Annotated in this window: 15 protein-coding genes and 1 tRNA gene; 7 read left to right on the top strand and 9 right to left on the bottom strand. The window is 74.6% G+C overall.

All coding sequences use genetic code 11. The annotated features are described in order from the left end of the window. Window positions 1-206: 206 nt before the first annotated feature. The 3 genes from PHY01_RS27960 to PHY01_RS14285 all read right to left on the bottom strand — a co-directional run bounded on the left by PHY01_RS27960 (window position 207) and on the right by PHY01_RS14285 (window position 8,087). Window positions 207-899, bottom strand: coding sequence for an RDD family protein (locus PHY01_RS27960; RefSeq protein ID WP_141279140.1), 693 nt, complete (start codon window positions 897-899; stop codon window positions 207-209). Window positions 900-984: 85 nt separating this feature from the next. After that, the gene (mfd, locus tag PHY01_RS14290; RefSeq protein ID WP_141279139.1) at window positions 985-4,533 is read right to left on the bottom strand and encodes a transcription-repair coupling factor; all 3,549 of its coding nucleotides are present in this window, start codon (window positions 4,531-4,533) and stop codon (window positions 985-987) included. A 272-nt stretch (window positions 4,534-4,805) separates the two neighbouring features. Beyond that, on the bottom strand, window positions 4,806-8,087 hold the full coding sequence (locus PHY01_RS14285; RefSeq protein WP_141279138.1) for a S41 family peptidase: 3,282 nt from the start codon (window positions 8,085-8,087) through the stop codon (window positions 4,806-4,808). 66 nt (window positions 8,088-8,153) lie between these two features. On the opposite strand from PHY01_RS14285, the gene PHY01_RS14280 reads away from it, so the two are divergent. After that, entirely contained in the window at window positions 8,154-9,377 is a 1,224-nt protein-coding gene (locus PHY01_RS14280) for a PQQ-dependent sugar dehydrogenase (protein WP_141279137.1), read from the top strand. A gap of 96 nt (window positions 9,378-9,473) precedes the next feature. Then, a complete protein-coding gene (locus tag PHY01_RS14275) occupies window positions 9,474-10,346 on the top strand; it encodes a DUF4394 domain-containing protein (protein WP_141279136.1) in 873 nt (290 codons plus the stop codon). A 60-nt stretch (window positions 10,347-10,406) separates the two neighbouring features. Here PHY01_RS14275 and PHY01_RS14270 read toward each other — a convergent pair whose 3' ends face one another. From PHY01_RS14270 to PHY01_RS14260, 3 genes are read right to left on the bottom strand one after another with little or no spacing between them, the layout of a single operon-like run. Next, window positions 10,407-10,676, bottom strand: coding sequence for a DUF2277 domain-containing protein (locus tag PHY01_RS14270; RefSeq protein WP_141279135.1), 270 nt, complete (start codon window positions 10,674-10,676; stop codon window positions 10,407-10,409). A 50-nt stretch (window positions 10,677-10,726) separates the two neighbouring features. Then, window positions 10,727-11,398: a PIG-L deacetylase family protein gene (locus tag PHY01_RS14265; protein ID WP_141279134.1), complete on the bottom strand. Its 672-nt coding sequence runs from the start codon at window positions 11,396-11,398 to the stop codon at window positions 10,727-10,729. A 49-nt stretch (window positions 11,399-11,447) separates the two neighbouring features. Continuing rightward, a complete protein-coding gene (locus tag PHY01_RS14260; RefSeq protein ID WP_141279133.1) occupies window positions 11,448-12,395 on the bottom strand; it encodes an acyl-CoA desaturase in 948 nt (315 codons plus the stop codon). A 192-nt stretch (window positions 12,396-12,587) separates the two neighbouring features. Between PHY01_RS14260 and PHY01_RS14255 the strand changes: the two genes are divergently transcribed. Next, window positions 12,588-12,658 (top strand) — tRNA-Gln (locus PHY01_RS14255). Between the two features lie 165 nt (window positions 12,659-12,823). On the opposite strand, the gene PHY01_RS14250 is transcribed toward PHY01_RS14255, so the two are convergent. Both PHY01_RS14250 and PHY01_RS14245 read right to left on the bottom strand, forming a co-directional pair. After that, a complete protein-coding gene (locus PHY01_RS14250; RefSeq protein WP_141279132.1) occupies window positions 12,824-13,264 on the bottom strand; it encodes an OsmC family peroxiredoxin in 441 nt (146 codons plus the stop codon). Between the two features lie 209 nt (window positions 13,265-13,473). Then, window positions 13,474-13,899 carry a L,D-transpeptidase gene (locus tag PHY01_RS14245; protein ID WP_246085896.1) on the bottom strand — a complete coding sequence of 142 codons (426 nt, stop codon included), beginning with the start codon at window positions 13,897-13,899 and terminating at the stop codon, window positions 13,474-13,476. A gap of 277 nt (window positions 13,900-14,176) precedes the next feature. Here PHY01_RS14245 and glmU point away from each other — a divergent pair, with 277 nt between their 5' ends. From glmU to pth, 4 genes are all read left to right on the top strand, one after another. Then, window positions 14,177-15,652, top strand: a complete 1,476-nt coding sequence (glmU, locus tag PHY01_RS14240; RefSeq protein ID WP_141279130.1) for a bifunctional UDP-N-acetylglucosamine diphosphorylase/glucosamine-1-phosphate N-acetyltransferase GlmU — start codon at window positions 14,177-14,179, stop codon at window positions 15,650-15,652. Then, entirely contained in the window at window positions 15,649-16,629 is a 981-nt protein-coding gene (locus PHY01_RS14235; RefSeq protein WP_502266615.1) for a ribose-phosphate diphosphokinase, read from the top strand. Before glmU ends, PHY01_RS14235 begins: the two co-directional genes overlap by 4 nt. 158 nt (window positions 16,630-16,787) lie before the next feature. Then, entirely contained in the window at window positions 16,788-17,465 is a 678-nt protein-coding gene (locus tag PHY01_RS14230; RefSeq protein WP_141279128.1) for a 50S ribosomal protein L25/general stress protein Ctc, read from the top strand. Window positions 17,466-17,471: 6 nt separating this feature from the next. Continuing rightward, window positions 17,472-18,053, top strand: coding sequence for an aminoacyl-tRNA hydrolase (gene pth, locus PHY01_RS14225; RefSeq protein ID WP_141279127.1), 582 nt, complete (start codon window positions 17,472-17,474; stop codon window positions 18,051-18,053). A gap of 25 nt (window positions 18,054-18,078) precedes the next feature. Here pth and PHY01_RS14220 read toward each other — a convergent pair whose 3' ends face one another. Next, window positions 18,079-19,725 (bottom strand): fatty acyl-AMP ligase, encoded by a 1,647-nt coding sequence (locus PHY01_RS14220; RefSeq protein WP_141279126.1) that lies wholly within the window; start codon window positions 19,723-19,725, stop codon window positions 18,079-18,081. Window positions 19,726-20,135 lie beyond the last annotated feature (410 nt).

The raw sequence follows: 20,135 nt of genomic DNA, 5'->3' as shown, positions 1-20,135 counted from the left end.
TCGCCTCGGAGCCGACGATCGCCGCCGAGCCCGCCTGGCTCGGACCGGTGCCGCACCCGCTGACCATCGCGCCCACGACCGCCACCGCGGCCACGACCCGTCCCACCTGCCTACGCACGGCGCCCACCCTCTCACGCCCCCGCGAGTCCCCCGATTTCCGCCCGCGAGTCGCGGGTTTCCCGCCCACGAGACGCGGGTGGAGGTGGTCAGCGGTCGGCGGGTACCACGACGGTGTCGCAGATCTTGTCGGCGAACGTCTGCTTCCGGTCGTCCCACAGCGGCCACAGGTAGCCGAGGTAGAACGGGATCGCATCGACGACGTGCAGCAGCTGGCGGCCGACGGCCGGTCCGAACCCCACCGGCTGCCGGTCCTGCGCCCGGACGAGCCGGATGCCGATGACCTTCTTCCCGATGCTCTGACCGGTGGTGCCCTGGCGGTAGCCGCTGTTCCAGATGGCGAACGCGAACACAGCCAGGTAGGCGACCCCGCCGACGGTCAGCAGCAGGGCGAGGTCGCCGATGACCGTCAGCGGCAGGACCACCAGCAGGACCACCGCCGCCGGGATCGCCCCGTCGATCAACAGGGCGAGGACGCGGCGGCCCCAGTCGGCGTAGCCGGCGCCGGCCGACGAACCGCCGAGGCCGGGCTGCGGATAGCCGGGGGGCGCGTAACCGGGCTGGGGGTAGCCGGGCTGCGCGTGACCGGGCTGGGGGTATCCGGCGGGCGCGGCGCCGTACGCGGGAACACCGCCGGGCGGCGGACCGTAGGCCGGCCGGGCAGCGCCGTGACCGGGCTGCGCGCCGTGACCGGGAGGGGCCGCGTGACCGGGCCAGGGTCCGTAGCCGGGAGGGGATCCGGGCCGGCCGGAGGGCTGGGCGGGCGGTGGCGTGCCGTTCACGGGGTCCTCCCGGGGCTGCGGATCGGCCGGTGCGCCACGATCCGGCCCCGGTCCCGCCTGTGTTCTCGCCCCCCGTCCCGCAGCGTTACCCGGCGGCCGGGGCCGTCGCCGGGGTGACGAGGTCGTGCACCAGCCGGGTGCACCACTCCAGAAGCTCGACGTCACGCAGCGGCGCTCCGCCGATCCGGCCACCGGCCACCGGCTTCGGCACGAGGACGGCCCGTGCGGCCGCCTTGTACTGCGACTTCGGGTAGAGCCGGTTCAGCCGCAGCTGCCCGGAGTCGAGGAGGTCGACCGGGCCGACCCGGATCCCGTTGCCCGCCACCGCGACCTCGCCGACGCCCAGCGCGCGGCAGGTCTGCCGGAACGCGGCGACCGCCAGCAGGTTGCGCACCGGCTGCGGCGGCTCGCCGTAGCGGTCGGTCAGCTCCTCGACGATCCGGTCGAGCGCGTCGGCGTCGCCCGCCTCGGCGATCTTGCGGTAGACCTCCAGGCGCAACCGCTCGCCCGTCACGTAGTCGTGCGGCACGTGGGCGTCGATCGGCAGGTCGACGCGCACCTCGGTGAGCGGCTCGTCCTCCTCACCCGCCCCGGCCCCGGCCTGCTGCCGGAACGCCGCGACGGCCTCGCCGACCAGCCGGATGTAGAGGTCGAACCCGACGCCCGCGATGTGCCCGGACTGCTCGGCGCCCAGGATGTTGCCCGCGCCCCGGATCTCCAGGTCCTTCATCGCGACGGCCGCGCCCGCGCCAAGCTCGGAGTGCTGGGCGATGGTGGCGAGCCGGTCGTGCGCGGTCTCGGTGAGCGGGTGCTCGGGCGGGAACAGGAAGTAGGCGTACCCGCGCTCGCGCCCGCGGCCGACGCGGCCGCGGAGCTGGTGCAGCTGGGAGAGCCCGAGGGTGTCCGAGCGCTCGACGATCAGGGTGTTGGCGTTGGAGATGTCGAGGCCGTTCTCGACGATCGTGGTGCAGACCAGCACGTCGAACTCGTTGTGCCAGAAGCCGTTGACGGTCCGCTCGAGCAGGTCCTCGTTCATCTGCCCGTGCGCCACGGCGATCCGGGCCTCGGGGACGAGGTCGCGGATCGTCTTCGCCGCCTTGTCGATCGTCGACACGCGGTTGTGGACGTAGAACACCTGCCCGTCGCGCAGCAGCTCGCGCCGGATCGCCGCGGCCACCTGCTTGGTGTCGTAGGCCCCGACGTAGGTGAGCGTGGGGTGGCGGTCCTCGGGCGGGGTCGTGATCGTCGACATCTCGCGGATGCCGGCCAGGCTCATCTCCAGCGTGCGCGGGATCGGCGTGGCCGACAGCGTCAGCACGTCGACGTGGGTGCGCAGCGCGGTGATGTGCTCCTTGTGCTCCACGCCGAAGCGCTGCTCCTCGTCGACGATGACCAGGCCCAGGTCCTTCCACCGCACGCCGCTCTGCAGCAGCCGGTGCGTGCCCACGACGACGTCGACGGTGCCGTCGGCGAGCCCGGTGATCGTCTCCTTCGCCTCGGCGTTGTCGGTGAACCGCGACAGCCCCCGCACCGTCACCGGGAACGCGCGCATCCGCTCGGTGAACGTGTCGAGGTGCTGGGTGGCGAGCAGCGTCGTCGGGACGAGGACCGCCACCTGCTTGCCGTCCTGCACCGCCTTGAACGCCGCGCGCACCGCGATCTCGGTCTTGCCGAAGCCGACGTCGCCGGAGATCACGCGGTCCATCGGGACCGGGCGCTCCATGTCGGCCTTCACCTCGTCGATCGCCGCGAGCTGGTCGGGCGTCTCGGTGTAGGGGAAAGCGTCCTCCATCTCGCGCTGCCACGGGCTGTCCTTGGCGAACGCGTGGCCGGGCGCGGACTGGCGCGCCGCGTAGAGCTGCACGAGCTGCGCCGCGATCTGCCGGACGGCCTTACGGGCGCGGCCCTTGGTCTTGGCCCAGTCGCCGCCGCCGAGCTTGTTCAGCGTCGGGATCTCGCCGCCGACGTAGCGGCTGATCTCGTCGAGGGAGTCGGTGGGGACGAACAGCCGGTCGGCGGGCTGGCCGCGCTTGGAGCTCGCGTACTCCAGCACGAGGTACTCGCGGGTGGCCCCGCCGACCGTGCGCTCCCTCATCTCCACGAACTTCCCGATGCCGTGCTGGGAGTGCACGACGTGGTCGCCGGGCTTGAGCGTCACCAGGTCGACGGTGTTGCGCCGCTTGCTCGGCATCTTCGTCGGGGCGGTGGCGGCGGCGCGGTTGCCGGTGAGGTCGGCCTCGGTCAGCAGCACCAGCGGGCCGGCGGTGAAGCCCTGCACGATCCGCCCGCAGGTGACGGTGACGAGCCCCTTCTCGGGGTCCTCGGTCAGCTCGTCGACGAGCGTGGCCGCGACGTCGGCCTCCTTCAGCTGCTCCAGGCTGCGCTGCGCGGTGCCGTGGCCGCCGACGACGAGCACCGCGGTGCCGCCGCTCGCCACGTGGGCGCGCAGGTCGACCAGGGCGCGGTCGGTGTCGCCGCGGTAGGACTCCACCTCGTGGACGGGCGGGGCGAGCGCGTCGTCCCGGCCGGACAGCAGCGGGCTGAACGTGACGACCGGGTGCCCGGTGGCCGACGCGTGGTGCAGCACGTCGTTCAGGTCGCGGTAGGCCGACGCGCCGACGTCGATCGGGGCGTCGGCGCCGGTGGAGGCGGCGAACCAGGAGGCCTCCAGGAACTCCTGCCCGGTGCGCACGAGGTCGGCGCTGCGGGTGCGGACGCGCTCGGGGTCGGCGACGAGCACCAGCGCGTCGGGCGGGAGCAGGTCGGTGAGCAGCTCCAGCTCGCCGCCGGTCAGCACCGGGACCAGCGACTCCATGCCCTCGGACGGGATCCCCTGCGCCAGGTGGTCGAGCAGCTCGCGCAGCGGCGGGTTGTTCTCGTGGACCGTCGCCAGCGCCGCGGCCCGCTCGCGCACCGGCGCGGTGAGCAGCAGCTCCCGGCAGCCCGGCGCGTACAGCTCGTCGACGGGGGCCACCGAGCGCTGGTCGGCGACGGAGAACGTGCGCAGCTCGCTCACCTCGTCACCCCAGAACTCCACACGCAGCGGGTGCTCGGCGGTGGGCGGGAAGACGTCGACGATGCCGCCGCGGACCGCGAACTCCCCGCGCGCGGTGACCATCTCCACCCGCGTGTAGGCCAGCTCGACCAGGCGCTCCAGCAGGGCGTCGAAGTCGGTGGTGTCCCCGGCGCGCAGCAGCACCGGTTCCAGCCGGCCCAGGCCGGGCGCGATCGGCTGGATGAGGCTGCGGGCGGCGGTGACCAGCACGCGCGGCGCCGTCGCCGGGTCGGCCAGCCTGCGGAAGATCGACAGGCGACGACCGACGGTGTCGGGCCGCGGCGAGAGGCGCTCGTGCGGCAGGGTCTCCCAGCTCGGCAGCACCGCCACGGCGTCGGCGTCGATCAGGTCGGCCAGCGCGGCGCCGAGGTCCTCGGCCTCGCGGTCGGTGGCGGTGACGGCCAGCACCGTGCGGCCGGCCTCGCCGAACCCGGCCGCCAGGAACGGGCGCAGCGCGGCCGGGCCCTCGACGCGCAGGGCCGGGACGTCGTCGCCGCGGACGGCGCGGGCGGCGTCGAGGACGGCGCGGAGGTCGGAGTCGTGCAGGACGGTGCGGAGCAGACCGGCGAGCTTGGCCACGGTTCTCGGGTACCCCTTCGAGGCGGGTGGACGCACGCGGAACAGACCCCTTCCCGGGACAGATGGCCCGGGTCGGGGTCTCACGACCAGCCTACGCCTGGGCGCCGAGCCGGGTCCGGGCGGCGGAACTCCGCCCCGGACGTCGACCGGCCGCCCGGCCGCCCCCCTTCGCCGCGCCCGGAGCCGACGACTCGCGGGCGGAGAACGGGGGACTCGCGGACGGGGAAACGGGGACTCGCGGACGAGATAAGGGGGACTCGCGGGGTGGGGCGTCAGGTGCGGGGAGGGAGGGCGGGGCGGCGGCGGCTGGGACGGGTGGTGACGTCCGGCGGCTGCACCGGCGGGGTGCGGTCGAGGGCCTCCAGCGCCAGGTCCACGGCCCGGTCGAGCTGCGGGTCGCGCCCGGCCGCCCAGTCCTGCGGGGTGACGACCACCTCGACGTCGGGTTCGACGCCGTAGTTCTCCACGTCCCAGCCGAGGTCGTCGAACCAGTGCGAGTAGCGCGGCTGCGTCACCCCCGTCCCGTCGACGAGCCGGTAGCGGCTGTCGATCCCGATCACCCCGCCCCAGGTGCGCACGCCCACCACGGTGGCGATGCCGCGGCGCTTGAGCGCGACGGTGACGATGTCGCCGTCGGAGCCCGCGAGCTCGTCGGTGACGGCGACGACGGGCCCGCGGGGGGCGTCCACCGGGTAGGTCCGCGGCGGGCGGTGCCGGGCGATCGTCCAGGCCGTGACGCGCCGGGCCAGCTTCTCCACGACGAGCTGGCTGGTGTGCCCGCCGCCGTTGATCCGGACGTCGAGCACGAGCCCGTCGCGGGTGATCTCGCGGCTCAGGTCGCGGTGCAGCTGGGCCCAGCCCGGCGCCATCATGTCGGGCACGTGCAGGTAGCCCAGGCGCCCGCCGGAGCGCTCGGTGACGTACGCGCGCCGCCCGGCCACCCAGTCCTGGTAGCGCAGCTGGGTCTCGTCGGGCAGCGGCCGCACGACGACGCGGCGCACGTCGTCACCGGAGCGCACGGTGATCTCGGTGAGCGTGTCGGCCCGGCCGGCCAGCAGCGGCGCGGGCCCGGCGACGGGGTCGACCGGGCGCCCGGCCACCTCCAGCAGCACGTCCCCGGCCCGCACGTCGACGCCGGGCGAGGCCAGCGGGCTGCGTGCGCCGGGCGCCGAGGTCTCCGGCGGCAGGACGCGCTCGACGCGCCAGCCGTCGGCGGCGGCGGAGAGGTCGGCCCCGAGGAACGCCGGGACGTCACCGGCGGGGTGGGCCCGGGGGCGGACGTAGGCGTGCGAGGAGCCCAGCTCGCCGTGGAGCTCCCACAGCAGGTCGACGAGGTCGTCGTGGCTGCCGACGGCGTCGACGAGCGGGCGGTAGCGCTCCCGCTCGGCGGCCCAGTCGACGTCGCCCATGTCGGCGGTCCAGAAGTGGTCGCGCATCAGGCGCGCGGCCTCGTCGAACATCTGCCGCCAGGACGCCGTCGGGTCGACGGTCACGGCCAGCCGCGACAGGTCGACCTCGTACTCGTCGGCGCCGTCGGTGTCGGGGGCGCCGGAGCCGGACCGGTCGGTGCGCAGCACGCGCAGCGTCGAGCCGTCGCGGACCAGCAGCCGGGTGCCGTCGCCGCTGACCGCGTACCCGTCGACGGCGTCGGCGATCACGTCGAGCTTGCGGCGCACCAGGTCGAAGCGCTCCAGCACGGTCCGCCGCGGCTTCTCCGACGTGCCCGCGCGCCCGTCGCCGAGCACCCCGTTGACGGGGCTGCGCAGCCACAGCAGGCAGTCCTTGCCCGCCCTCAGTGCGCTGTAGCGAGCCTCCACCACCGGCACCGGGACGACCCGCCCGGCCAGCCCCTCGACGTCGACGACCACCTCGGGCGCGGCGTCGTCGGGGGCGGCGGGCACGGCCGTGGCGTCGGGCGAGGACGGGTCGTCCGGGGCGGGGGCGGGCGGGTCGGCCGGGCCCTCGTCGGCGGGGCCGACCGGGCGGCCGTCGGGGCTCGCCCCGAACGGCGACGGCGTGCGCGCGGCCAGCGGCACCAGGAAGGGCCGCCACGACGCGGGGAAGGTGAGGTCGAAGGAGTGCTCGTCGTAGATCGGGTCGAAGCTGCGCCGGGACAGGAACGCCAGGTAGCGGCCGTCGAGGGTGAAGGCGGGCTCCTCGTCGAGGAACCGCGACGGCGTGACCGGCACCAGCTCGCCGTCGGCGACGCGGGCCAGCACGATCCGCGTGAGCAGCTGCTCGACCGGCTCGGCGAACGCCAGCCACGCGCTGTCGGGCGACCAGGCCAGCCCGGAGAACTCGACGCCCTCCGCGCTGCGGGCGAGCTCGCTCAGCTCCCCGGACGCGGCGTCGAGCAGCAGCAGCCGCCCGTCGTGGGTGGCCAGCGCGACCCGCCCGCCGTCGGGCGAGGGCTCCAGCTCCAGCACCCGGCCCAGCTCCCCCGCCCCGCTGCGGCGGGGTTCGCCGCCCAGGTGGGGATCGAGCGGCGCGACGCACACCGCCTCCTCGCCGAGCACGTCGTCGACCCACACCGCGCGGTCGACGCCCAGCGGCCGCGCCAGCCGGGCCCGGGCGCCGGGCTCGGCGAGCAGCGTGCGCGCCGGGCCGTCGCGGTGGGTGAGCCGGTGCACGGTGCCGCGGACCAGCGCGATGCTGGTGCGCCCGGTCCGGTCGGGCACGGCGACGTCGACGCGGCCGGAGACGCGGTAGGGCTCGCGGGCGGTGCGCGGCCCGCCCAGCCGGACGTCGATCGGGCGCGGGTCGGCGTCGAGGGAGTCGAGCACCCACAGCCGCCCGCCCGACTCGTACACCACGCGCCCGGCGTCGGCGGTGGCGTGGCGGACGTAGAACGCGGGCGCGCCCTGGCCCCCGTGGTCGGTGTGGCGGCGCAGGTCGGTGCCGTTGGGGGCGATCGAGTAGAGGTTGCCCCAGCCCTCGTGGTCGGCGACGAACGCGATCCGCCCGCCCACCAGCATCGGCGACTCGATCTGCCCGTCGACCTCGGCCGCGACCCGCACGAACTGCCCGGTGGCCGCGGCGTCCCACCACAGACGGCCCACGGTGCCGCCGCGGTAGCGCTTCCACCAGGCCGGTTCCCGGGACAGGACGCTGAGCAGCAGCGTGCCCGGTCCGTCGGACACCAGGTCGCCGACCGGCCCGACGGGCAGCGGCCGCGGCGCGCCCCCGGCCGCCGGGATCGCGAAGGCGAACGTGCGGCGCGGGGAGTGGTAGCCGGTCGAGGTGACGCCGAGGACCTCGTCGTCGGAGGCCCAGCCGAGGTTGCGGGCCCGCGGATCGCCCCACCAGGTCAGCCGCCGCGCGACGCCGCCGTCGAGCGCGGTGACGAACACGTCGGGCCCGCCCTCGCGCCACGACGTCCAGGCGACGCGCGTGCCGTCCGGGGAGATCCGCGGGTTCGCGACGGGCGCGGCGTCGGCGGTGATCCGGTGGGCGCGGCCGCCGGCCAGCGGGACCGTCCAGACGTCGTCCTCGGCCGTCAGGACGAGCGTGTCGCCCCGCAGGTGGGGGAACCGGAGATAGCTGGGCTGCTCCACCCGGCGACGGTATCCGGTCCCGGCCCCGTACGGCGCCCTCACCCGGCCGCGGGCAGGATGGCCGGCATGCGGCGTGCGAGTGCAGCGGTGGCCGTGGCCGCCGCCCTGGTCCTGGTCGGCTGCGCCGGCCCGTCACCGGAGTCGGTCGCGGGGGGTGGCGCGGGCAGCGCGCCGGGCGGTACCGAGGGCGGGCCCGACCCGGTCCGCACCGGCACCCCCGAGCTGTCCGTCAGCGAGGTGGCGGGCGGGTTCGCCAACCCCTGGGACGTCGGCGTGCTGCCCGACGGCCGGGTGCTCGTCACCGAGCGCGACGGCCGGCTGAGCCTGCTGTCGGGCGCCACGGCCGGCGCGTCCGTCACGCCGGTCGACGCCGACTTCTCCGACCTGCTCGCCGAGGGCGAGGGCGGCCTGCTCGGGATGGTGGTGCACCCCGACTTCGCGCAGACCCGCCTGTTCACCACCTGCCAGACCCACGTCGAGGGCGGCACCCCCACCGACGTCCGCCTGGTGACGTGGGAGCTGTCCGCCGACGGCGCCGCGGCCTCCCGGGTCGCCGACCCGCTGCTGGGCGGCCTGCCGATCAACCCCTCGGGCCGCCACTCCGGCTGCCGCCCCACCCTCGCCGCCGACGGCGCGCTGCTGGTCGGCACGGGTGACACCGCCCGCGGCGCGATCCCGCAGGACCTGTCGTCGCTGGGCGGCAAGGTGCTGCGCGTCGACCTCGCCACCGGCGGCCCCGTCGAGGGCAACCCGTTCGCCGACGCCGACGACCCGGCCCAGCGGCTGATCTACACCTACGGCCACCGCAACGTGCAGGGCGTCGCCGTCGACGCCGATGGCGAGGTGTGGACCGCCGAGCACGGCCCGAGCACCGACGACGAGGTCAACCTCCTGCGCCCCGGCGGCAACTACGGCTGGGACCCGTCACAGGGCGGCACGGTGGGCGGATACGACGAGTCGGTCCCGATGACCGACCTCGACCGCTTCCCCGACGCCGTCCCCGCCGCCTGGAGCTCGGGCAGCCCCGTCGAGGCCCTCTCGGGTGCGGCCTTCCTGGACGGCGGGCAGTGGGGCGACCTGGACGGCACGCTGGTCGTCGGCGCGCTGCGCGGCGAGAAGCTGCTGTTCATGACGCCGCAGGGCGCGGCCGTCGCCGAGGTCGCGGTGCCCGAGGCGCTCGACGGCACCTACGGCCGGCTGCGCGCGGTGCGCCTGGCCCCGGACGGCGCACTTCTGGTCAGCACCTCCAACGGCAGCGACGACCGCATCCTGCGCATCGACCCGCTGTGAACTAAGTGTCCGGTTCGTCACCTCACGCTGCGTGACTCGTTGGGCCGAACGGAGGGTCGTCAGTCGGCCGCCACGGACCTTCGAGAGAGGTAGCAGATGTCGACGACCTTCCGTCGCGCACTGATCGCGGCCGCCGCGATCACCACCGTCAGCGCCGCCGTGATCGCGCCCGCCGCGTTCGCCACCGACGACAAGGGCGCGCCCGGCAAGGGCCTGCACGCGGTCGGCCTCGTCGACGGCTCCACCCTGGTCGGCTTCGACACCACCGACGCCGGCTCGGTCTACGAGATCGGCGAGGTCCCGCTCGACAAGGACTCGCGCCTGGTCGGCATCGACTACCGCGTCCAGGACGGCGGGCTCTACGGCGTCGGCGACCTCGGCGGCCTCTACCTCATCGACGACGAGAACGCCGACTCCGAGCTGATCGGCCAGCTCACCGTCGCGCTGGTGGGCGACGACTTCGCGGTCGACTTCAACCCGGCCGCCAACGCGCTGCGCATCCTGTCCGACACCGGCCAGAACCTGCGCCAGCCCTTCGCGACCACCCCGCTGGCCGCCACCGTCGCCGACACCCCGCTGACCAACCCGGCGGTCGCCCCGGCCACCGGCACCGTGCCCGCGCTGGGCGTCAACGGCGCCGCGTACACCAACAACGACCTCGACGCGGGCACCGCGACGACGCTGTTCGACCTCGACACCACGCTCGACCGCGTGGCCGTCCAGTCCCCGGCCAACGCCGGCACGCTGGCCCCGACCGGCTCGCTGCCCGCCGACATCGGCTCCGACGTGGGCTTCGACATCTACACCTCGCTCACCGACGGCGTGGCCGACGGCAACACCGCCTTCGCCACCGTCGAGGTCGACGGCGAGCGTCACCTGTGGGTCGTCGACGTCCTGACCGGCGGTGCCACCGACATCGGCACCCTGGACTACGACGTCACCGACCTGGCGGTCCAGCTCGACCAGTAGGAACCACCGCGAGCGGCCCGTCCGGAGTCCCCGGGCGGGCCGTTCGCCGTCCGCCGGGCCTCAGCGGGCGTAGCGCACCGCGGCCCGCTCCCGCGCCTTCGCCGCCTCGACCTCGCGGTCCTTGGGCGGGGCGGAGGTGACGAGCGCGTCGAGCAGGTCACGGGTGGCCGACTCGACCGCGGCGACGGCCCGGGCGAAGGCCTCGGAGTTGGCCGCCGACGGCTTCGCCGACCCGGAGATCTTGCGGACGTACTGCAGCGCGGCACCGTGCACCTCGGTGGCGGTGGCCGGCGGCTCGAAGTTGTGCAGGGTCCGGATGTTGCGGCACATGCGGTCCGTCCTAGCGAACCGGCGGCACCGCGTCCAGTGCCGGCCGGTTGCTAGTCGACGGGGTCGGCGCCCGTCAGCGGGGCCACGCCGAGCACGAGCTTGGACACGTGGAACGCCTCGGCGTAGCGGGCGTGGCACTGCACGCCGCGGATCCGGGCCAGGCCCGCGAAGGTCTCGGGGTCGAACCAGCTGCGGTCGCGCTGGCTGCCGTAGTGCTCGTGCAGCTTCGCGACCTTCTCCCGCAGCACCGGCTCGGCGAGCGGCAGGTACGCGGTGGGCTGGCGCAGGTCGCCGTCCCACTTGAGGATCTCGTAGCCCAGCGCGAGGTGGTCGCGGAACACCGTGGGCACCAGCTCGGCGAGGGTGCGGTGGTCCTGGTGGGCGTCGTGCGGCGACGGCGCGAAGATCAGCTCCGGCTCACCGTGGGCGCGCAGCTCCTCCAGGGCGAGCTTCGCCCGTTCCCAGCGGGTGGGGACGCGGCCGTCGGGGAGGTCGAGCACCGCCACCTCCAGGCGGGCGCCCGGGCAGAACGCGGCGAGCGCGGCCCGCTCCTCCTCCTCGCGCAACGACCCCCCGCCGGTGAGCACGAGCGCGGACACCGCGATACCGGGGTGCGAGCGGCACAGCTCCAGCAGCGCCCCTCCGGCGCCGATGGCGATGTCGTCGCAGTGGGCACCCAGGAGCAGCATCCGGTCGAGCCGCTCGGGCATGAGGCTGAGCACGGCGGTCAGTCTTCCACGGACGGGCGACGCCGCGGACCAGCGGTGACGCTCAGCGGCTCGCCAGCTTCGCCAGACGTCCGGGGGTGGGCCAGCGGACGTCGGAGGCCCAGCCCGCGCGTTCGAACAGCCAGATCACCCGCGCCGAGACGTCGATCTGGCCGGGCAGCACGCCGTGCCGGGCGCAGGTGGGGTCGGCGTGGTGCAGGTTGTGCCAGGACTCCCCCATCGACAGCACCGCGAGCGGCCAGAAGTTGCGGGAGCGGTCCCGCGAGCGGAACGGCCGCCTGCCGACCATGTGACAGATCGAGTTGATCGACCACGTGACGTGGTTGGAGACCGCCAGGCGCACCAGGCCGCCCCAGAAGAAGCCGGTGAGCGCACCCTGCCACGACCACGTCACCAGCCCGCCGATGACGGCCGGGAGCAGCAGGCTCACCGCCACCCACAGCCCGAACGTGCGGGCGACGCCGCGGAGCGCCCGGTCGGCCAGCAGGTCGGGGATGAACCGCGAGTGGTTGGTCTCGTTGCGGTCGAAGAACCAGCCCATGTGCGCGTGCAGGAAGCCCTTGGCGACGGCGGCGGGCGAGGTGCCGAACGCCCACGGCGAGTGCGGGTCGCCCTCCTTGTCGGAGAACGCGTGGTGACGGCGGTGGTCGGCCACCCAGTTGAAGACGTTGCCCTGCACGGCCAGCGAGCCGGTGATCGCCAGCAGCACCCGCAGCCACGGCTTCGCCTTGAACGACTTGTGGGTGAAGTGCCGGTGGAACCCGACGGTGATCCCGAGCACCGCGAGGGTGTAGAAGCCCGCGAGCAGCGCGAGATCGTGCCAGCCGACACCCCAGCCCCACGCCAGGGGCACCGCCGCGACGAGCGCCAGCATCGGCCCACCGACGAAGACGTAGATCATCGCGTGCTGGAACCGGGTGCGCTGCCCCCCGAGCACGGGGTTGGGGCCCTTCCGCAACGGATCGGGTACGGCCTCGGCAGTGATCGACATCGGGCTCCTCGGGACGGGGACTGGGCCGCGGAGGCGCCGGACGGCGGGCCTGCGCACGTCGAGGGTAGGTGCCGGGCCGGGAGGGCGCAGCACCCGTGACGGGAACACCCGGCAAATCACCCGCGACCGGCGGGCGCCCGGAGTGACGGCCTCCGGCGTCCGGGTGAGCCCGCGTGCCAGGATGGAGGCCTGTCCGCCGTGGTGTAAGGGCAGCACTGCTGATTTTGGTTCAGTAGGTCCAGGTTCGAATCCTGGCGGCGGAGCGGCCTCCCGACCCCGCACACGACGAAGGGCGGACGACCGTGGTCGTCCGCCCTTTCGTCGGTCCCGCCCCGCCGCTCAGCGGCCGTTCGGCGGTGGCGGCGGCGTCGGCTCCGGCCGACCGTTACCCGTGCACCTCATCGTGCGTCCCTTCGTGATGACCGGCCTCACTCGAGCCCGGCGTCCAGCGTGATCGTCGTGCCGGCGAGCGCCTTGCTGACCGGGCAGCCGTCCTTGGCCTTCTGCGCCGCGGCCTCGAAGCCCGCCGCGTCGAGACCCTCGACCTCACCGCGCACGGTGAGCGCGATGGAGCTGATGGCGAACCCGCCGTTGGCCTCGTCCGGCCCGAGGGTGACGTCGGCGGTCACGTCGAGTGACTGCGGCGTGCCGCCGGCCTCGGCGATGAACGCCGAGAGCTGCATCGCGTAGCAGGAGGAGTGCGCCGCCGCGATGAGCTCCTCGGGGCTGGTGGTGCCCCCGGCCTCGTCCGCCGCGCGCTTCGGGAAGCTCACGTCGTAGGTGCCGACCTTGCTGCTGCTGAGCTCCACCTGCCCGGCCCCCTGCTCGAGAGTGCCGTTCCAGGCGGTCCGGGCGCTGCGCGTGGGCATGGAAGAACCTCCGGTGCTCGTAGACGTCTCGTGGTGACAACCCCTCGGACGCCGCCAACATTCGCCGCCTCACACACCGTGAGACGACCGGTCCCGGCCGGACGGCGAACGGGTGATGGATACGGCCGTTCGGTGCGGACGTCTCCGCGCTCCGGTGACCGGCGCGCAGGACCCGCCGAACGGTCAGGTCGTCCTCGGCGGACCTCTCCTCAGCGGACCTCGACGGCGTCGCCGGGCTGCAGGAACTCGAACCACGCCTCGGCGTCGTCGTAGGACATCCGCACGCAGCCGGCCGAGGGGGTGTGCAGGTTGCCCTCGTGGAAGGCGATGCCGCCCGCGGCGAAGAACACGGCGAACGGCATCGGCGCCCCGTTGAACTCGGCGCTGCGGTGGTTCTTGTTCTTCCACTCCACGGAGAACGCACCGCGCGGGGTCTCCCGGCCCTCGCCGCCGGTGCTCACCGGCACCGGCCCGCGGACGACCTCGCCGTCGTCGATCAGCCACGCCTGCCGCGAGTCGATGTCGACGCAGGCGCGGGCGTACTCCGAGCACGGCGTGCCGTCGACCGTGCCCTCGCCCGCCGTCGCCGTGCCGACCAGCCCGAACGCGCTCACCCCGGCGACGAGAAGCGCCACCGCGGTCCGTGCCCGATACGAAACGCCCCTGCTGTGCGCACCCATCGACGTCCCTCACCCGTGTACCTCGCGGGCCGGTTCGTCGTGCCGCGCGTCCGATCGACCCAACGACGCCTCCCCCTCGTGGGTTACTCCCGGCATCGCGGCGATCACCCGGTGCCGCCACCCGGGAGCCCCGGGGACCGCGCGGGCCACGACGTAGGATTCCCCGGTACTCCGGTCCGGCGCCGCCGCGCGGCCCCGGACCGGGACGCCAGTCGACCAGGGAGCCGCTCCCATGCCCGACCCCGTCCCCCCGGCCACCGCCGTCGTCCTGGCCGCGGGCCGGGGCACCCGGATGCGCTCGGCGACGTCCAAGGTGCTGCACGCCATCGGCGGGCGCGCGCTGCTGGGGCACGCCGTGCACGCCGTCGCCGCGGTGGATCCCGCGCACCTGGTGGTCGTGGCGGGCCACGACCGCGAGCAGGTCACCGCCGCCGTCGACGAGCTCGGCGCCGAGCTGGGCCGCCCCGTGCACACCGCGGTGCAGGAGAGCCAGCTGGGCACCGGGCACGCCGTGGCCTGCGGGCTCACCGCACTGCCGGACGACCTCACCGGGCCCGTCCTGGTCACCAGCGGCGACGTCCCGCTGCTCGAGCCGGCCACCGTGCGCGCGCTGCTCGACGAGCACCACCGCAACGGCGCCGCGGTCACCGTGCTCACCACGCAGGCCCCCGACCCCACCGGCTACGGCCGGGTGCTGCGCGCGCCCGACGGCTCGGTCACCGGGATCGTCGAGGAGCGCGACGCCACACCGGAGCAGCGCGCGGTCCGCGAGGTCAACTCCGGGGTCTACGTGTTCGACGCCGCGTTCCTGCGCTCGGGGCTGCCGCGCCTAAAGACCGTCAACAGCCAGGGCGAGCTCTACCTCACCGACCTCGTCGCGCTGGCCAGGGCCGACGGGGCGGACGCGGGTGCCGTCGTCTGCGCCGACGCCTGGCAGGTCGCCGGCGTCAACGACCGCGTCCAGCTGGCCGCACTGCGCGCCGAGCTCAACCGGCGGCGGCTGGAGCACTGGATGCGCGAGGGCGTCACCGTCGTCGACCCGGCCACCACCTGGGTCGACGTCCAGGTGCGGCTCGCACCCGACGTCACCCTGCTCCCGGGCACGCAGCTGCACGGCGTCACCTCGGTGGCCGGTGGCGCGCAGATCGGCCCGGACACCACGCTCACGGCGTGCGAGGTCGGGGCGGGCGCCACCGTCGTCCGCACCCACGGCAGCGAGGCGGTGATCGGCCCGGGCGCGTCGGTCGGGCCGTTCGCCTACCTGCGCCCCGGCGCGCACCTGGGCGAGCGCGGCAAGATCGGCACGTTCGTCGAGGTGAAGAACTCCGACATCGGCGCGGGCTCCAAGGTGCCGCACCTGACCTACGTCGGCGACGCCACGATCGGCGAGCACAGCAACATCGGGGCCGGCTCGGTGTTCGTCAACTACGACGGCGTGCGCAAGCGGCGCACCACCGTCGGATCGCACGTCCGGACCGGCTCGGACAACACCTTCGTCGCCCCGGTCCAGGTCGGCGACGGGGCCTACACCGGCGCCGGCACCGTCGTCCGCGAAGACGTCCCACCGGGGGCGCTGGCGGTGTCGGCCGGGTCACAGCGGACCATCGACGGGTGGGTCGGGCGCAAGCGGCCCGACACCCCGGCCGCCGAGGCCGCCGCCCGTGCGGCCTCGGTCACGATCTCGACCAACGGAGGCACCCAGCGGTGAGCGCCATGTCGGCAACGCCCAAGAAGAACCTGATGCTCTTCTCCGGGCGGGCCCACCCCGAGCTCGCCGAGCAGGTCGCCAAGCACCTGGACGTGACGATCACGCCGCAGTCGGCGTACTCGTTCGCCAACGGGGAGATCTTCGTCCGCTTCGAGGAGTCCGTCCGCGGCTGCGACGCGTTCGTGCTGCAGAGCCACTCGGCGCCGATCAACGACCAGATCATGGAGCAGCTGATCATGGTCGACGCGCTCAAGCGCGGGTCGGCCAAGCGGATCACGGTCGTCATGCCGTTCTGGGGCTACGCGCGCCAGGACAAGAAGCACCGCGGCCGCGAGCCCATCTCCGCGCGCCTGATCGCCGACATGTTCCTCGTCGCGGGCGCCGACCGGATCCTCACCGTCGACCTGCACACCGCCCAGATCCAGGGCTTCTTCGACGGCCCGGTCGATCACCTCTTCGCGCTGCCGGTGCTCGCCGAGTACATCAAACGCACCTACGCCGACCGCGAGCTCGCCGTCGTCTCCCCCGACTCCGGCCGCGTCCGCCTCGCCGAGCGCTGGGCGGAGACCCTCGGCGGCACCCCGCTGGCGTTCATCCACAAGACCCGCGACCCGCGCAAGCCCAACGAGGCCGTCGCCAACCGCGTCGTCGGCGACATCCACGGCCGCACCTGTGTCGTCATCGACGACATGATCGACACCGGCGGCACCGTGGCCAAGGCCGTCGAGGCGCTGCTGAACCAGGGCGCCCGCGACGTGATCGTGGCCGCCACGCACGGGGTGCTCTCCGGCCCGGCCACCGAGCGGCTGGCCAACTGCGGCGCGCGCGAGGTGGTCTTCACCGACACCCTCCCGATCCCCGACGAGAAGCGCTTCCCGGCGATGACCGTGCTGTCCATCGCCCCGCTGCTGGCCCAGGCCATCCACCAGGTGTTCGACGACGGCTCGGTCACCAGCCTGTTCGACGGCAACGCCTGACCCGCGCGCCGGCGGCGGGCACCCCCGGCGTATCGTTCTCTGCAGTTCCGCGGCGAGGGCGGGTGTTGTTCTAGCCCGCCGTGATCGACGCAGGCCCGGTCCGTCCGGTGAGCCTCGCCGCGCGTCTCACACACGCAGACCGACCGAGGAGTACCACCGTGGCCGAGGCCCGTATCGACGCCGAGACCCGCACCGAGTTCGGCAAGGGCGCTGCCCGCCGTACCCGTCGCGCGGGCAAGATCCCCGCCGTGCTCTACGGGCACGGCACCGACCCGCAGCACCTCTCGCTCCCCGAGCTGGAGTTCAAGCGGATCGTCCGCGAGCAGGGCCGCAACGCCGTCGTCACCATCAACATCGACGGCGCCCCGCAGCTCGCACTGACCAAGACGGTCGTGCAGCACCCCATCCGGCCCTACATCGAGCACGTCGACCTGCTGGTCATCCGCCGCGGCGAGAAGGTCGTCGTCGACGTGGGCGTGCACATCACCGGCAGCGCGGCCCCGGGCAGCCTGGTCACCCAGGAGCTCAACACCCTCGAGGTCGAGGCCGACGTCTCGTCGATCCCCGAGTGGGTCGAGGTCTCCGTCGAGGGGCTCGCGATCGGCACGCAGATCCTCGCGGGGTCGATCACCATGCCCGCCAACACCGACCTCCGTACCGACCCGGAGGCGCTGGTCGTGAACGTCAACGCCGCGCCGACCGAGGAGGACATGGAGGCCGAGGTCGACGCCGAGGGCGCCGGCGTCGTCGAGGACGCGCCGGAGACCGAGGACGCCGCCTCCGACGAGTCGTCGGACGAGAAGTCCGAGGGCGACTCGGACTCCGCGGAGAGCTGAGCCGTGGTGCCGGGCCCCGCCCTGGTGGTCGGGCTCGGCAACCCCGGCCCGGACTACGCCGAGACCCGGCACAACGTCGGCTTCCGCGTCGTCGACCTCCTGGCGACGCGGGCCGGCGGTGGCCGGTTCTCCCGGCACCGCAGCAACGCCGACGTCCTGGAGGGCCGGCTCGCGGGCCGGCGGGTCGTGCTGGCCAAGCCGCGCACGTACATGAACGTGAGCGGCGGGCCGGTGGCCAACCTCGCGAAGTACTTCTCGGTGCCCGTCGAGGACGTCGTGGTGGTCCACGACGAGCTCGACCTCGCCTTCGGCGTCGTCCGCCTCAAGCGCGGCGGCGGCGAGGGCGGGCACAACGGGCTGCGGTCGGTCTCCTCCTCGCTCGGCACGCGCGACTACCTGCGGGTCCGCTTCGGCATCGGCCGCCCGCCCGGCCGCCAGGACCCGGCCGACTACGTGCTCAAGCGGTTCTCCGGCGCGGAGAACAAGGAGCTCGGTTTCGCGGTCGACCTCGCCGCCGACGCCACCGAGGCCCTGCTGGAGAACGGCCTCGAAGCGGCGCAGAACCGGTTCCACGCACTCTCCGGCTGATCCGCCTCCGGCGCGCCAACCGGCGTCAGACGCGGGCGCGCAGCAGGTCGCCCGTCGCCGAGCGGCGGAGCTTGCCGGACGGGGTCTTGGGCAGGCTCCCCGGGCCGAGCACCACCACCTCCGCGGGCCGCACCCCGACCGCGGAGACGACCCGCGCGGTGACGTCCTTGCGGATGACCTTCTCCGCCTCCGGGTCGCCCGCCTTCCGCGACTCGACGGCGACCAGGAACGACTCGCGGTGCCGCCCGCCCTCGCCGCCTGCGAACACCCGCACGGCCACGACGTTGCCCGCACGCACGTCGGAGGCGTCGGCCGCGGCGCGCTCGATGTCGGTGGGGTAGATGTTGCGGCCCCCCATGATGATCACGTCCTTGCGCCGTCCGCAGACGACGACCTGCCCGTCGGCGAGGTAGCCCTCGTCGCCGGTGTCGAGCCAGCCGTCGGCGTCGCGGGTGGCGAGCGGGCCGTCGACGGTGAGGTAGCCCGGGGTCACCGACTCCCCGCGCAGGCCGATCACGCCCACCTCGCGCTCCCCGAGCACCGCGCCGTCCTCGCCGACGATCCGCACCTCGATCCCGGGCAGCGGGGGACCCAGCTTCGGGAACCGGCGCGTCGGGCCGTAGGTCGCGGGGGCGGCGCGGCGGTGCGCCTCGAGCTGGTCGGCGTCGACGTGGTCGACCTGCAGACCGGTGTCGATCGGCGCGAACGACACCCCGAGCGCCGTCTCGGCCATGCCGTAGGCGGCGAGGACGGCGTCGGGCCGCAGCCCGAACAGGGCGCCCGCCGCGACGAAGCCGTCGACGGCGTCGGGGTCGATCGGCTCGGCGCCGTTGAGCGCGATGCGCAGCGACGACAGGTCGAGCGGGCCGTCGGCGCGGGCGAGCTGGCGCCCGAGCACGGCGTAGGCGAAGTTCGGGGCCGCGGTGACCGTGCCGCCGTACTTCGAGATCAGCTCGGCCCACAGCAGCGGCCGGGTGAGGAAGTCGACGGGCGTGACGGTGACCAGCTCCAGGCCGGTGGCCATCGGGATCGTCAGGAACCCGACCATGCCCATGTCGTGAAACAGCGGCAGCCACGACACCATCACGTCACGTTCGATGTCGAGCTGCGCCGCGGTGACCATGCCGGTGATGTTGGCGAACAGGTTGCCGTGGGTGATCCGGACGGCCTTGGGCTCCGCGGTGGACCCGCTGGTGAGCTGCAGCAGCGCGGTGTCGCCCTCGCCGGAGACCTCCGCGTCGGGCGTGACCGGGTCGCCGTCGAGGGAGTCGATGGTGCGGAAGGCGATCCCGCGCTCGGTGAGGACCGGGGCGAGGGCGTCGAAGGGGGCGCCGAGCAGCACCAGCTCCGCGTCGATCATGCCCAGGACGGTGACGGTGTCCTGCGCCCACGCGGCCAGGTCGGTGCGGGCGGTGGGCTGGTGCAGCATCGTGACGCTGCCCCCGCACAGCCACACCGCCTGCGCGGCGGGGGCGATCGCCGCAGGCTCGCCCGCGAGCACCCCCACCGCCGAGCCGGGCCGGACCTCGGCGCGCAGCGCACCGGCCATCCGGCGGGCGTGGTCGTGCACCTCCGGCCAGGGACGCCGGACGGGGGCCTTGGGCTCCCCCGTCGTCATCGCGCGGGGGGAGCCGGCGGCGGACTCCAGCAACATCGCCAGGAACCGGGACATATCGGCGAGCCTACGTGCTGCGGGCCCCGCCGGAGATCCGTCGTGCTACGGACGCGCACCGTGTGGGCCCGCGCGCATGCTCGACGGTGCGCGGGAGGGCTGGAGGGTGCGCGCGGGGCCCGAGGGTGCGCGCGGGGCCGGACGGTGCGCGGGGGGCGGAGGGTGCGCGCGGGGCCGGGACGGGGCGCGCCGGGCCGGTCGCCACCCCGCCGCACCAGCCCGGCGCACCTGCCCGCCGCACCAGCCCGCCGCCCCGCCACGCGCACCGTCGTAGCCCCGCGCGCACGCTCGACCATGCGCGCGGAGCCGAACGGTGCGCGGCGGGCCCGATCCCGCGGCCCGGCCCCCCGGCGTGGCGGGCGCCCGACCCCGCGGCCGGCCCCGGCGCGGCGGCGCCCATGGGCCGGACC

This window comes from Pseudonocardia hydrocarbonoxydans (assembly GCF_006539565.1).
Lineage (GTDB): Bacteria > Actinomycetota > Actinomycetes > Mycobacteriales > Pseudonocardiaceae > Pseudonocardia > Pseudonocardia hydrocarbonoxydans.
The sequence above is the reverse complement of the archived record's forward strand: the minus strand, read 5'-3'. Positions and strand labels throughout refer to the sequence as shown.